The 14,585-nt window shown below is 44.6% G+C and carries 11 protein-coding genes; 8 read left to right on the top strand and 3 right to left on the bottom strand.

What is annotated here, in order from left to right; all coding sequences use genetic code 11:
- The first annotated feature begins 30 nt into the window (after positions 1–30).
- Positions 31–915 (top strand): transposase, encoded by an 885-nt coding sequence (locus ACO6VG_RS02420; RefSeq protein WP_422472528.1) that lies wholly within the window; start codon positions 31–33, stop codon positions 913–915.
- A 293-nt stretch (positions 916–1,208) separates the two neighbouring features.
- Here the strand turns inward: ACO6VG_RS02420 and ACO6VG_RS02415 are convergent, their stop codons facing one another.
- Complete coding sequence (locus ACO6VG_RS02415; protein ID WP_422472526.1) at positions 1,209–2,843, bottom strand: IS1634 family transposase; 1,635 nt, start codon at positions 2,841–2,843, stop codon at positions 1,209–1,211.
- A 183-nt stretch (positions 2,844–3,026) separates the two neighbouring features.
- Here ACO6VG_RS02415 and ACO6VG_RS02410 point away from each other — a divergent pair, with 183 nt between their 5' ends.
- From ACO6VG_RS02410 to ACO6VG_RS02395, 4 genes are all read left to right on the top strand, one after another.
- Positions 3,027–3,491: a hypothetical protein gene (locus tag ACO6VG_RS02410; protein WP_422138993.1), complete on the top strand. Its 465-nt coding sequence runs from the start codon at positions 3,027–3,029 to the stop codon at positions 3,489–3,491.
- Positions 3,492–3,610: 119 nt separating this feature from the next.
- Positions 3,611–3,862, top strand: coding sequence for a ribbon-helix-helix domain-containing protein (locus ACO6VG_RS02405; RefSeq protein ID WP_422138992.1), 252 nt, complete (start codon positions 3,611–3,613; stop codon positions 3,860–3,862).
- A gap of 202 nt (positions 3,863–4,064) precedes the next feature.
- Positions 4,065–5,051 (top strand): transposase, encoded by a 987-nt coding sequence (locus tag ACO6VG_RS02400; RefSeq protein ID WP_422472524.1) that lies wholly within the window; start codon positions 4,065–4,067, stop codon positions 5,049–5,051.
- 144 nt (positions 5,052–5,195) lie between these two features.
- On the top strand, positions 5,196–5,510 hold the full coding sequence (locus ACO6VG_RS02395; RefSeq protein WP_422472522.1) for a group II intron maturase-specific domain-containing protein: 315 nt from the start codon (positions 5,196–5,198) through the stop codon (positions 5,508–5,510).
- 209 nt (positions 5,511–5,719) lie between these two features.
- Here the strand turns inward: ACO6VG_RS02395 and ACO6VG_RS02390 are convergent, their stop codons facing one another.
- The gene (locus tag ACO6VG_RS02390) at positions 5,720–8,713 is read right to left on the bottom strand and encodes a hypothetical protein (protein WP_422135464.1); all 2,994 of its coding nucleotides are present in this window, start codon (positions 8,711–8,713) and stop codon (positions 5,720–5,722) included.
- Positions 8,714–9,061: 348 nt separating this feature from the next.
- Here ACO6VG_RS02390 and ACO6VG_RS02385 point away from each other — a divergent pair, with 348 nt between their 5' ends.
- Complete coding sequence (locus tag ACO6VG_RS02385; protein ID WP_422135463.1) at positions 9,062–10,645, top strand: NTP/NDP exchange transporter; 1,584 nt, start codon at positions 9,062–9,064, stop codon at positions 10,643–10,645.
- A gap of 159 nt (positions 10,646–10,804) precedes the next feature.
- Positions 10,805–12,166, top strand: coding sequence for an OprD family outer membrane porin (locus ACO6VG_RS02380; RefSeq protein ID WP_422472520.1), 1,362 nt, complete (start codon positions 10,805–10,807; stop codon positions 12,164–12,166).
- 23 nt (positions 12,167–12,189) lie between these two features.
- On the opposite strand, the gene ACO6VG_RS02375 is transcribed toward ACO6VG_RS02380, so the two are convergent.
- Positions 12,190–13,341: an HD domain-containing protein gene (locus tag ACO6VG_RS02375; RefSeq protein ID WP_422135461.1), complete on the bottom strand. Its 1,152-nt coding sequence runs from the start codon at positions 13,339–13,341 to the stop codon at positions 12,190–12,192.
- A 481-nt stretch (positions 13,342–13,822) separates the two neighbouring features.
- On the opposite strand from ACO6VG_RS02375, the gene ACO6VG_RS02370 reads away from it, so the two are divergent.
- Positions 13,823–14,521, top strand: a complete 699-nt coding sequence (locus ACO6VG_RS02370; RefSeq protein WP_422135460.1) for a SapC family protein — start codon at positions 13,823–13,825, stop codon at positions 14,519–14,521.
- Positions 14,522–14,585 lie beyond the last annotated feature (64 nt).

Below are 14,585 nucleotides of genomic sequence, written 5' to 3'. Positions count from 1 at the left end.
TGCAGAGCGTATTTGTGTGGAGAGGATTATTTGACGGGCAAGAACTACGAGCATCGTCGGCAGTGGGTTGTAGATAAGCTGAGGGAACTGGTTTCAATCTTTTCTATAGAAGTCTGTGCCTATGCTGTTATGTCTAATCACTACCATGTGGTTTTGCATATCAATGAGAAACCTGCCAGAGAGTGGGCAAGAGATGAAATTTTGAGTCGATGGACAAGGCTTTTCACAGGGCCGCTTCTGGTTCAGAGGTATCTTGCTGCTGACCAGCTGAGTCACTCGGAACTGACTCGTGTGGACGAATTTGCTGAAGAATATCGAAATCGTTTAACGAATATCAGCTGGTTCATGCGTTGCCTGAACGAATATCTTGCCCGTGAGGCTAACCAGGAAGATGACTGCAAAGGTCGCTTCTGGGAAGGACGGTTTAAAAGTCAGGCGTTGTTGGATGAGGCAGCATTGTTAACCTGCATGGCCTATGTTGACCTGAATCCGCTCCGTGCCGAAATGTCGGAAACTCCAGAAGGATCAGACTACACGTCGATTCAGGAACGAATTGAAAATTTGGCAGGTTCTGATACCCGAAAGCAGCCAGTCACCCTTATGCCTTTTCGATCACAGGGGCAAAATCCGGCTAAGGCGTTGCCTTATATACTTCACGATTATCTTGAGCTGGTTGACTGGAGTGGGCGTGCAGTCCGATCTGATAAGAAAGGTTCAATCCCTTCAGATATCCCACCCATTCTGAGCCAACTGGAAATTGATTCAAATGAATGGCTCAAAACCATGAGATGGAATAACCGCTTCTATCGCGCAGTGGGCAGGCTGGAAGCCATGAAGACTTTTGCTCGGGAAATGGGGCGGCAATGGGTACAGGGGTTGTTTACCTGTAGTCGTTTATTTCATGGCGTAAGCTGATTGCCCGACTTTTCCGTTGTTATTTGTTGCTCCTGTCATCTGGGGAGCTCTGCTATTTCTGACTTTTCCTCTTTTTGAGTGATTCGCTTGTTGTTTGTTTTGATAAACAATTAATATCCTCATTTGAGTGGCTGTCAGAGCTTAATGGACTGTTGGGCTCGCGGCTTTTGGGCGGTGTTTATTACGGTTTATTTTATATGGATGTCCTATTTTTTTTATATGGATGTCCTATTTTTTGGATGTCCTATTTTTCTTTTTTATCACAATGTTATCACCGCCTTTCACCACCCCTATCAGGAATACATGGACTCGTAAAAAATGCCCAAAATTTGAATGATCGTCCACTGCCTTTCCTTCAAGCCAATCACATGTTCCTCCTGATTATTGACCGTTAATACACTAAGCCCCTGGAAACAGAAAAATACCCATCTTGCTGTTGGGTTCTGGCAGGGCTTTTTTTTCTGGTCTGGAAATACACGACTTTGCTTTTTCAGTTCCTGCCTGATTCTGTGCTGGATAGCAGCATAGACCATCAGGCATAGAGTCATCACCATTAACAGGGCTTCAATACGTTCCGCTTTCTTCAGATAGAGCGAAGAGACCAGAAAGTCCGGGCTCTTCAGGAACCGAAAGCCGCCTTCAACTTTTTGTTGCGACTTATAAGTAGACAGCAGCTCAGAGGCATTCAAACTATTTTTATCCAGTTCATTGGTGCTTAGGATAAAACAACCCAGTGAGGCTTCTGCATGCTCCCTTTTCTCGCAGGAAACAAAGCACTCAGCCTGCACAAAGTACTCGAAGTGATCAGGCTTGCTATCCGGCGATGGTCTTCCTTTGCCCGAATAGCAGGGTTTACGGATAACCTCTGGCTCTGTTTCGCTTTGGCAAAGTCTCGATTGTTTCTGCCACAAGGCAAAAGCCTTCAATGCATCGTCCCGGCACAAAAAGGCCTTTTTGCTCAGCTTCTCCAGATCACGGGCCTCTTTCAGTGACTGCTTTTGCATCTTTCGGGTCAATGTTTTCCGTTCACTAAGCCCGCGCTTTTTGTTGAGAAATAGGAACCATCGTTGCTGAACCCCTCCGTAGCAGGAAGGCACTTCAGCTGAGTAGTAATCTTCATAGCCTTCAACAGGCACCAGCGACATGGTTGGCGCTTTGCAGACCAGCTCCTTTGCCTCCTTGATGTTCAGGGGCACCCGGGAGATAAACAGCTGCTTTTGCTCATCAAGCAACTGAAGGGTTTCTGCAACATACATGGCAGCATCAGCAACCAGATAGCGGCTATTCAAAGCGGCCTTAAAACATGACAGATGATTTTTGATAATTTCCTGAAAACAGGTTTTGTCGTTTACATTACCGCTGGCAGGGGCCATAAACACAGGGATGCCCGCCTGATTTTCAGTCATTAACTGCAAGACTACCTGATTCAGGTCAGGCCGGTGGTCACGGCTGTAACCTTGGCAGATATGAATACAATTTAAGTCGTCTGGATTGTCATGACTGTTATAGACTCCATCCACATGAAAGCTGGTGCCATCCAGATTTAATGCCTTGCAAGGAAGTTTCAGATGATTGACGACCTTGACGGCCAGATTGAGATACAAGTCGCTAACACCAGCGTCGTACAAACTGTCGAGAGCCCGACCAAGTACCTTGTCGTTCAAGTGTTCAGCCTGTATATCTTCCCCGATAAGGCGGTCAATCGGCTTATCCTCAAAAAACTCAGGGAGCATGTACAGAGTTTGCCCCGTAAAGCCCAAGCCATTGATGATCATTGCAACTACAGCTTGTCCAATAGTGACATTACGAACATCGGAGTCATTTGTGATACGGGCATCAATGTATTCGGCTATCTTTAACTCCCGACACATAGCGGCAACCAAGCCAAGGTGGTTGAGGTTCTTAGACTGGTATTGAGCTTGAGGCATGTTGGTGCACCTGAATGTCTGTTTATTTCTTTGACAACAGATTTTAGGCAAATATCAATCGGGGTGGTGAAAGGCAGTTATCAGTCGGGTCTCGGGCATTACTGCCAATCTGGTAGCTCATGATTTTACCGCTGGTAATATCTCCCTGGCACTTCGAGGCAGTGTTATTGAGGCTTCTCGCCGGTGACTGATGAAGCGCAAGAAACCTTTGGTGTGGCGGGTGAATTGATTCCTTTTGAGCATTTACCTGATTTGGATCAGACCATTACGGTAAAAGACAGCCCGGATACCGTATTGGTAGAAGGTGACGACCACCAACTGATGAAATCTGGCATTCAGGTCATTGAAGGTGGTGGTATTGATGACCAGGGCATCAAGGTCAGTTACACCCCACTTAAGGCTAATACGGTACAAGCCCTCGTAGAGTCCGGGCGAGAGTTTACCTTGTTTATGAAAGGGTTGAATGATGCTCAGGAGGGGTTGCCCTTCAATATCAGAGTACATCGAGTGAAGTTCTCTCCGGTACAGAATCTGGGCTTTATCTCGGATGACTTCGCCAGCATTCCCCTACAAGTCGATGTGCTGGCGGATACGTCGATTTCAGGGAATGGGCTGAGTTCTTTCATGCAACTGGATCTGGCGGGCTAGTCGCTAAAATTTCCACGTGTTCCTTTTTGATGGGCAATACAAAATCTGTGTGATAAACGAGGTGCACTTTTCTTTTTTGGTGCTAATATGGTGCATATATGAACCAAGGAGAGAGTCTCATGCCCAGACAGAGCATCACGTTTACCGAGCCCAACGATGAGTGGCTCAAGGCTCAGGTTGACAGCAAAGAATACAGTAGTAAAAGCGATGTCATTAATGACCTGATCAGACAAGCCCGATCCAGAAAAAGTGAACTTGAAGCGATTCGTGAAGCACTGATCAAAGGAGAAAACAGTGGTATCAGCGAATTAACTCCTGAAGACATAGTGACCCAGGTACTGGAGCGAAAACGTAAAAATGGCGAGTTATAAGCTATCAAATGAAGCTGCTTTGGATATAGGACGTATCCTTGAGTTTGGCATTGATAACTTTGGTCTGGATCAGGCAATTCATTACCACGATAGCTTGCAGGCCCGTTTGACAAAAAAAAATAGGACACCCTTATATTTGACAAACAAGCTAGCTAGTCTAGTTTTTCCCTGTCGCTGATATTTAGTTCCGGCAGGAGAGATTATGACCCGTGCACGAAGTTCTTTGATCGACCCAGGTTCCACGCCTTATTATCACTGTATAGCTCGATGCGTACGCAGGGCGTATTTGTGTGGAGAGGATTATTTAACGGGCAAAAACTACGAGCATCGTCGGCAGTGGGTTGTAGATAAGCTGAGGGAACTGGTTTCAATCTTTTCTATAGAAGTCTGTGCCTATGCTGTTATGTCTAATCACTACCATGTGGTTTTGCATATCAATGAGAAACCTGCCAGAGAGTGGGCAAGAGATGAAATTTTGAGTCGATGGACAAGGCTTTTCACAGGGCCGCTTCTGGTTCAGAGGTATCTTGCTGCTGACCAGCTGAGTCACTCGGAACTGACTCGTGTGGACGAATTTGCTGAAGAATATCGAAATCGTTTAACGAATATCAGCTGGTTCATGCGTTGCCTGAACGAATATCTTGCCCGTGAGGCTAACCAGGAAGATGACTGCAAAGGTCGCTTCTGGGAAGGACGGTTTAAAAGTCAGGCGTTGTTGGATGAGGCAGCATTGTTAACCTGCATGGCCTATGTTGACCTGAATCCGCTCCGTGCCGAAATGTCGGAAACTCCAGAAGGATCAGACTACACGTCGATTAAGGAACGAATTGAAAATTTGGCAGGTTCTGATACCCGAAAGCAGCCAGTCACCCTTATGCCTTTTCGATCACAGGGGCAAAATCCGGCTAAGGCGTTGCCTTATATACTTCACGATTATCTTGAGCTGGTTGACTGGAGTGGGCGTGCAGTCCGATCTGATAAGAAAGGTTCAATCCCTTCAGATATCCCACCCATTCTGAGCCAACTGGAAATTGATTCAAATGAATGGCTCAAAACCATGAGATGGAATAACCGCTTCTATCGCGCAGTGGGCAGGCTGGAAGCCATGAAGACTTTTGCTCGGGAAATGGGGCGGCAATGGGTACAGGGGTTGTTTACCTGTAGTCGTTTATTTCATGGCGTAAGCTGATTGCCCGACTTTTCCGTTGTTATTTGTTGCTCCTGTCATCTGGGGAGTTCTGCTATTTCTTACTTTTCCTCTTTTTGAGTGATTCGCTTGTTGTTTGTTTTGATAAACAATTAATATCCTCATTTGAGTGGCTTTCAGAGCTTAATGGACTGCTGGGCTCGCGGCTTTTGTTTTCTCTATTTTTCCATGATTTTTCTATTTCTCTATTATATGGATGTCCTATTTTTAATTAATCCAATGGTACGGGGCTGGATCAATTATTACGGGAAATTTTACCCATCTGAATTGAAGAAGGTTCTGAATTATGTGGAAGCAACACTGGTTCGCTGGGCTATGGGCAAATACAAGAAATTGAGGGGGCGAAAGTGGCGAGCTTCCCGATGTTTGGGAAGGGTGGCCAAAAGAGCTCCGTTGTTAATGGCGCACTGGCGTATTGGCTGTGTGTCAGCGGTTGGATGAGAAGAGCCGTATGAGCTGAGAGGTTCGAGTACGGTTCTGTGAGCGCCTGAGGGGGGAGGTTCCCTTGGGCGACTCGACAGGGGGTTGGAGCTACAATTGGTAGCTCCTTCTACCCGGTGAGCGTAGCTGTGAGGCTACGCCCTATCTCGATCATGGAGTGATTTTTACGGCTCCTTGCCTGTTTGAAAATAATCCAAAGACCTACGCTGTCAACTTTCACCTTCCACAGGTTCTGACCAGGCCTGTTGCATCATTTTTACCTTAATCATCCCATCAGAATAGATATCGCTTTCCACGGGAGCTTTACTTTTTAATTGCTCACTGACTTTGTTGAGAATATTGTCGCTCAAAGCATTCAAGTCATCACGATAGGAAGCTGTCAGGGTTTTAAATGCATTTTTCAGATGGATATCATTTCCAGATAAATCCGGAGCGTATAAAACGATTCTAACCAGTGCTGAAGCGATCAGGTCAGCCGCTTTGTCTGTTTCTTTGTCAGCCATTAAAAAACGGGCTTCTGAAAAACAATGAATGACAGATGTAATAATTTGTACGAGCTGGGTGCGGGCATCCAGCTCTGGTTTTCCAAAGTAGAATTTTTGACGTCGATAAGACTGCGTTAACTCTTCATTGGCAGAATCTGCTGCCATTTGCTCATCCTCGCTATGGGATGCCGCAACATTCAACATGGCCTTGCGGGAATGGGCATAAATTCTTTTTCTGAGAGGATCTGTTGTTCCGAATTCAAAAACATTGGCCAAAAAGTTAGCTATAGACCGCGAAACCAGATCCATGCTGTGGAAATAAGCTTTAATGGACGCCTGCACTACAAAGCCTGCTATACCAAGCATATATTCACCATAAACTGCCCAGGAATCCAGGACATCCTGAGCATATTCTGTATCTTCCTGATCACATTTAATACCCCAGTTATTTAATATATCCAGATAACTATCCTTAATGGCTTTGTCACCATAGTTTGAATCCAGCTCGGCAAGATGAAGTAAAACCTGTCTTGCATAAAGGGGCATCAGATTTTTTTGTTGTAACATGTTTAGAGCATTGCCCAATCGTGCGTTGGCCAGGGCAGAGATGACCTTACTGCTGGTTTTAAATTCCGGATGATAATATCTGAGAGCGTAAGCAGAGTATGCGACAACTCTGGCTGAGTCAGTGTAATTTTTCTCCTGATCCGTCAAGAGGGTGTTCGCCAGTAACCAGCATTTTACCAGCATGGCTTCCATCGTCATCTTATAGGAGCGACTGGTTTGGGCTTCAATACTGAGTTTCCGGTGTACAACATTCACCTTGGCAGCAAGCTCGCTCTGAATCTCCTGATCTTCCGGGTCAAGAATGCCGGTTGTGCTGCCTATCCCGTTTTTAACGACAGTTTGCAGATGCACAATGGCAGGTTCACCCACTGAACGAAGTCCGAACTCTATCATTGAGAACAGGAAATAATAACTAACCAGTCGCCAGAAATGTTTTTGCCCGGTTTTCTTTGGATCAACTTTATCAATGGTTAAAGGTTTGATTAGCCCCATTATCATTGAGTACCCGAGAGCGGCACCATGTATTGTTGCGGTAGTCACGGTCTCTCTGCTGGGCAAATATTGGTAATAAAATGGAGATTCTTCTTCGGGTTCAGTCAATCCCTCGGGTAGACACTCTTCTGCAGGGCAAATGTCAGTCTGGTTGTTGGTTGCCACTGAATGGGATGTAACAGGTTTTGCGCCATCCAAAGAAATCTTTGCCCAGCTTTCGCTGAGTTCCTTGTACCCTTCACAATCAGAACAGGCAGGGTCGAGAGTTATAACCTGTTTATAGATCTTGTTAACCTCTGATACCGATTTAATGGGCTGGTAAGCTATCAAAAGGCTTCTCATAAGTGTGTCCTGGGCGTTGACTTCAACGATCTCCCGATAATTCTGCACCAGGGCACCGGCTAAAATAGGGGCTTTTTCAGAGGGGGTTCTGTAGGCATCCGCAAAGTGAATAATCAGTAACTCCATTGCCCTTTGACTATTTGATCGGGCGAAATTGGGTTGCTCAGCCAGAATCATCCCCGCTTTTTTTTGCAGGGTACTGAAATACTGGTTGCTATAATCGGCGATGCCGGATGTTCTGTTGACCGATGAGCCGGTATTAATAGCACCCCAGTTTTCAAGGGAGCGCCTTGATTGGGAAGCAAAGCGTTCCATATTTTCTTTTGTGGTTGACAGCCCGACTATTTTGGAAAAATGTTTAGTTATCACCTGAATAGCGATATGTTTTTTATCAGCGAAATAAAGGAAAGTTCCGGGTACAGAAACCCCTAAAATAAAAATACTTGTTCTGATTTGATCCTTCGAAACACTTTTTAGCAATGACTTAATAAGCCCTGTTTCCTCAAGGTTAGAATGAGAGGCAAGCACTTTTAACTCATCTATCGCATCGTTTTCATATTGAAGGCAATCAATACTCCCAACTTTCCACTGATTCAGCATATCGCAATACCTGAGACCCATAGTGGCCGAATGTTCCATCAGTGGATCCATAACCTTCAGGTAGTGCGTTACTCGAGATCTGAAGCCAGGATGCTGACGCCAGTCAATCGCCCGGCTGAAGCTGGCGTAAACACTGTCGAAAACATCAAGGGCTGTCGCCTCCGGATGAAGGTAAACCATAGATAGAGCACTAAATGCCATCAATGCTGCAGCGTGATCTTCATCGCCTCTGGACATAGCCAGGCTCGCAGAAGAAGACACTGTATCAATAATGTCGAGTAGCCGGAAATAGGTTTTTCTGGCCTTTTGCGCATGAAGGCTCAATATTGAAAATGTTGATAGTGAGCGGTAGAGCAAATCAGATTGCAGTTCGTCTGTCTTTTTAGTTATATGACTGTCCGATAAAGCTTTATAGCTGATACTTTCGAGGCGGGCACTGATATTATCAGTGAGGTGTTGGCTCATAGCTCTTTGTACATTATTGCTGTGAATCTTTAGTAGCTTATAGAGAAAGTTATAGCCTTTAGAATCCAGATACTTATCAAGAGAAGTGATCGCTACCTCTGAGCCAAGGGGGACCAGCCCCCAGGCGACACCTGTCTTTAAATGATCTGTTATGTAAAATTGATGATTGTCATCATCCTGCTTCTCTGTGCCTAAAGCAGATTGACCAAACAGCACGAACGTGATGATCAAGTTCACCGTGATTTTGTTCATTAGTCACCTGATAGGTTGAAAAAACCAGTTTTAACCATTGGCTGTTGATATTCATAGTAACGTGACTGCCCCCCTACCCTCTCGAAAGTGTTGCGTAAGTTCTGGTTCCCATGCTTTCAAGCCCTGTGGGTTCCATCGGGGAAGCCCATACCTTCACTGAAAGGAATAAAAAATGCGTTCCCACAGAGATCATATTAATGAGTTTTCGAACTTTTGCGAAAACCTCAATTGAGCGAGGGTTTACGGCACTTTTGCAATAACTATAGTTAGAAAAAAGTTGTCGTATTTAACCTTTTCGTCTAGATAAAGTGAGTTTGTCTCAGAATTCACCAGTCACAAGGCGATAAAATGTCAGATAATACTGAATTCAGTAAATGGAGAGCGAGGCTTTGGCCCGTCTACGTTTATGAGCTTAAAAAGCTACTTCCGATGATCCTGATGTTCTACCTGATACTCTTTAACTACACCATATTGCGAGACACGAAAGACACTCTGGTAGTTACTGGTGCTGGTTCAGGAGCGGAGATAATACCTTTTTTAAAATTATGGGTGAATGTACCTTTTGCAATAATATTCACAGTTACATACGCAAAGCTGAGTAATATATTTGAGAGGAGAACTTTATTTTATTTAGTTATATCCAGCTTTCTGTTGTTTTTCTGTTTTTTTTCTCTGGTTCTTTATCCCGCTCGGGATATGCTTCATCCAACAGAGTTTGCAGATTACTTGCAGAGTATTTTGCCGCCCGGATTTATGGGATTGATCGCTGTTATGCGTAACTGGACGTTTTCTCTTTTCTACGTCATGTCTGAGCTTTGGGGAAGTGTCTGCCTCTCTCTGATGTTCTGGGGCTTTGCCAACCATATTACCCGAGTCTCAGAATCCAAACGATTTTATGCGCTTTTCGGCATGATGGGTAATTTGGCATTACCAACGGCAGGACTGTTTGTCTACTTTGCTTCACAGACTCGTGAAAACCTTGCTGAAGGTGTTGACCCCTGGGGTTACTCCCTGAATTTAATGACGGGTGTCCTTACTATTGGTGGCATTTTGATTATGGCGACTTACTGGTGGATCAACCGGTATGTGATGACAGATCCAAGGCTTTATAAACCTGATGAGATAGCAAGCTCCAATAAGGAAAAATTATCCTTATCCCTGAAAGAAAGTTTTATGCATATTATCAATTCAAAATATCTGCTTTGTATTGCCCTTTTGGTTATTGGATATGGTGTCTGTATCAATATTGTTGAAGTCACCTGGAAAAACCAGCTACGCATGCAATATCCAAACCCCCATGAATACAATCAGTTCATGGGATTATTTTCCACCTGCACAGGCATTGTGACTATTTCCATGATGCTGTTTTTTACTAACAATGTTATCCGTCGCTTTGGCTGGACAATAGCTGCACTTTGCACTCCGGTGGTTTTATTAATTACCGGAACTTTGTTTTTTTGTTTTGTTTTATTCAGGGATATCGTACCCGATATTTTATTTCTGGCGCTGGGCACCACTCCATTGATGCTAACCGTCATATTGGGGGGTGTACAAAATATCATGAGTAAATCGACCAAGTACTCCTTGTTCGATCCCACCAAGGAAATGAGCTACATCCCACTTGACCCTGAAGAGAAAGTGAAAGGTAAGGCGGCAGTTGATGTTATTGGCAATCCGACCGGTAAATCAACAGGCTCAGTCATACAGCAAATATTAATAATTTATTTGGGTTCACTGGCGGCTATTGCTCCTTACGTAGCTGTTATCGTTCTGCTTTTTTTTGCTATATGGATTGCCGCAGCCCGCTCATTAGGGCGCCAATTTAATGAACTCTCGAGGGCGAAGAAAAAGCCGCCTGAGGCGCAATCTCAGGAAGCTGCCCCCAGCTCGCAAGCACCTTTGGGCAAAAAACTGGGTCCGGCTGATTACTGAGGCATCTTTCAGAGTGCCTTAGCACCTGACCAATCTTGGCGAAGGTGAAATTGATCCTGGTCGGTCAGTCCGTATTGCCATTAAGCAGGTATGACCGTAATCAAAATGTCAAAAGGTAGCTATTGTGCAATCCACAGTGGCTACATAGCAGGTTTTTATATGCACTTAAAATCAGGTTTGCAGCCATTAATGCTTTTTGCTTCAGGATTTTGGAATACTGCAGTTTTATCGGGTGAATCATTATCAGATAACTCGCGCTTTATTAATAATACGACACTGGGCGGAAAGCTTCGGACTGTCTATTACGATGTACACAACACGGTAAAAGACTCGACATCAGGAGCCTGGACGGGAGGCTTATCGCTTGATTTGCGTTCCGGTTTGGGTGAAATGGTAGGAATAGGAGCCAGTTTGTATAGCGCGGTCAAGTTGTACATGCCCGAAGAGAATACTAATTCATATCAATTGTTGAATAATGCTAACGAAGGCTTCAGTAAACTGGGGCAAGCCTATGTCGAAGTAAAATTACCGTCAACTTACGAAGACCGATCACTCAGCTTTAAGGCGGGACGACAGAATTTACGTACCGGACTGATTTCCGGCTCCAGCTCAAGAACCGTTCCCAGCAACTGGAATGGGTATAATCTCAAAGGCACGATTGAAAACCTGGAAATCGGTTTTGCTCTGGTTGATCAAATGTCACTTAGAAATCAGGCAGGTTTTCATAGTCTGATGAACTTTTCCGGTGAAAAAATTGATTACATCATAGGTGCTGAAGCGATCTATACACTTCAGTTTTCCAAAGAGCGTGAATTGCAGCTTAAATATCGCAATGCTTTTGCCAAAGAATTTTTAAAGGCACACAATGGCGATATCTTGTTTACCACATACGCAGGACAGAATCTCAAAATTAACCTGGGGGGTAGTTATTATCAAACCCAAAAAAGTGGTCGTCTCTGGCAGGGTGCAGGCTGGGATGGCTCGCCATTATTTGACGATAAAGCCAGTGTTATTAACCTTCGCGGGGGCTTGGCTGCTGGTTCATGGCATTTTCGTGCAGGAGTCAGTCATTTTAAGGCACCATCCAGCGTAAAAGCTTCAGGCAATGCTTACACTCCACCCGGTGCTTATTATTATGATTTCGGAGCAAACACCCACGGGTACTGGGACATTAACACTTCAGGTTCTGCAGAAGATATGTTGTATGACGGTGAAACCGCATGGATGATGGGTGTTACTTATCATTTTTCAGAATTCTGGCTCAAAGGGCTGAAGGCAGGTTATTCATTTCATTATGGCTCCGGTATGAAGGTTAGCACCCCCGGCGGCCAAAAAATAGCTGTCGCAGAACAGGAACACGACATTCATCTGGTTTATGCCTTTCCGAAGACTGTATTGGAAGGGTTGAAATTTAAACTGAAATACGGTCTTTATCGAAATGATAAGGCATTACGAAAAGCCATTCACAAAGAAGAAAACGATTTGCGTGTCTGGCTTGATTATGATTTCCGGATTTTCTGATTTCAGCCGGAGGTGCTGTCGCCTTATGGAGACTTAATGGCTGCATAAAAGAACCGACAACGTTCCATTTCAGCCTGATATTTTCTTTTAAAGGATGGACTAAGGGCTGACAGCCTTTTCCAGCTCGCTGAAACCATTACTCTGGGATCAACAACCCGGCAACGAAGATTTTCAAAGGTTGTGCTAGCCTCATTTGCATCAGTCGTCTCATAAACCCGGTACCAGGCTGATTTTATTTTTTCGACAAGAGCGGCAACCTTTGTATCTTCGCTGCTTAGCATGGACTGCCATACTTCTCTATCTCCCATCTGGTATTTGATATCTTCCAAAGTCAATTCATTTATAGATATCATGCGTCTGATTGCCTCTGTCGTCCATTGGTAAAGTGTCCGTCCCCAGGCGGTGACAAATATATTCTTGTTGAGCTCCAGGCTGGCATCTGCAAGTAACTGGGCTGAATCCTGACTGCTAAAATACCAGTGGTTAGTTAACGGATCATGGCGAAGGGACTTTATGATCTGATCGACCTGTTCCCGGGTTAAAGTCTTCCTTCTGACTGAGCCTTGTAATATGTAATCCAGCCGATCTGCGCATATATCCGGCAGCTCTCTTTCAAGCATTGTGAATTGAATATTTTCAGGGGCTACGTCGTCAGGCGTTAGACCATGATTTTTCAATATCAGGGCAACCCCGTGCTTTTCTAAAAAACCTCTGAATAGCGAATCATGGTAATCAGGATTCCCTGCAGAGCTTGTAGTAAAAAGGTAATCTGAGACATGACTGAATGTAGTGTGAGATATATCGTGGAGCAACCCGCTGACCTGCTCCTCAAAGGGAGCCCCGAAATAATTCAGAAGATAAAGTACCCCAAGGGAATGGTCATAACGGGTATAAGATTCATTGTTATGCCCCTGAGAGTCAACCAGCTGAATAATTCCATACTGGTTAATGTTCTTCAGTCGTTTAACAGGTTGACTGTTCAACAGCTCTGACAATAAAGGAAACTGGGCACGATTAAACTCCAACAGGCCATAATAGGTTTCTATCTGCTCATGGTCGTTGCTATTGGCTTTGGTCAGGAATCCCAAAACACATAAATGAGCTAAAAGCAGGTACCACGAGAAGCGTCGGAACTGCTGGTGGCCGGACTCAGACAGGGTATGACAGGTTATCATTTGATGCACCTTAAAACACTGGTAAACCAAAGTTAGCTCTAAAGCGGTGTTTGCCAGTATAGTCGCCAGTTCTGCCCTTTTTATCTAAACTGGCTGTTAGTTAAAGAGAGTGTGCAAGTAATCCAGGGGAGCGTAAAATTTCTTCCATAGATTCCATTCCGACTCCATGAGATTTTCTTCAAGTGAGATACCATAAACTGCATTGTTTGAAACGCCATTGATCAAAGCAAGAGCCAATGCAGAAGCGAGGATAATGTCGAGGTTTTTCAATAAATGTTTTGAGTCCAGTTGTGAGCTACCGTTGTAGACTCTTCGTTTATTGTGATTATTGATCCAGTCCGGCTTTCATCGTCTTTAACGGAATTGCAGTCGTATTTGCGACCTTCTACCTGTATTACGGTTTGAGTAGAGCGCGTGATTTGTGCGACAATGCTCTTGCCAATGAGATTAAACAAGAATTATACGAGAATGGACTTCAAGCATGGCAGCATTACTTTTCTATAAAGACCCTGCACCACTCAATCGTGATCTTCACAAGGCACTGAGATACCAATCTTCCGGAGATTATTCATTTACCGATAGTGTAAATTCTGTACCTCTGACGGGTATTGAGTTTTTTGAAGCCAGTCGAGATATGCCTGTGCTTTTCAGCAAAGATGATGAAGGACGTTTTTTTCCTCTGGCGCTGCTTTCACTGATGGATGCCGGCCATAAACAACTGGATGGCGAAGGACGCTGGGAAGACAGTTATGTTCCAGCCTTTGTCAGACGCTATCCTTTTGCTCTCACCGATGAGGGAACGGTTTGTTTTGACAAGGAATCTGCTCAAATTGGTGGTGAAGAGGGTGAGGCACTCTTTAATGACGAAGGTGAAAACTCTGAAACCCTGAACAACATCATCCAGTTTTTGAACAACTACGACCAGCAGTACAAAAATACTCGCGCCTATTGTGATGAATGCAGTGAGCTGGAGCTGTTCTCACCTTTTAATCTTCAGGTCATGGCCGATAAGGATAATCCCCTGAGGCTGGAAGGGCTGTATGTCATCGATGAGAAAAAGCTGGCCGGGTTGCAGGAAGAAAAAATAAACGACTGGTTCAAGGCTGGCTGGCTGGCCTGGAGCTATGCGCACCTGCACTCTCTGGGAGCGCTCAAGCGGTTGCTGAAAAAACAACAGTAAAACTGCAGTCATTGAGAGTTAAAACAGACGGGGGCTTGCCCCCTCTTCTTCGTCTGGGGCGCCT

Source organism: Endozoicomonas sp. ALB032 (assembly GCF_049310125.1).
In the GTDB taxonomy this organism is placed as follows: domain Bacteria; phylum Pseudomonadota; class Gammaproteobacteria; order Pseudomonadales; family Endozoicomonadaceae; genus Endozoicomonas_A.
The sequence above is the reverse complement of the archived record's forward strand: the minus strand, read 5'-3'. Positions and strand labels throughout refer to the sequence as shown.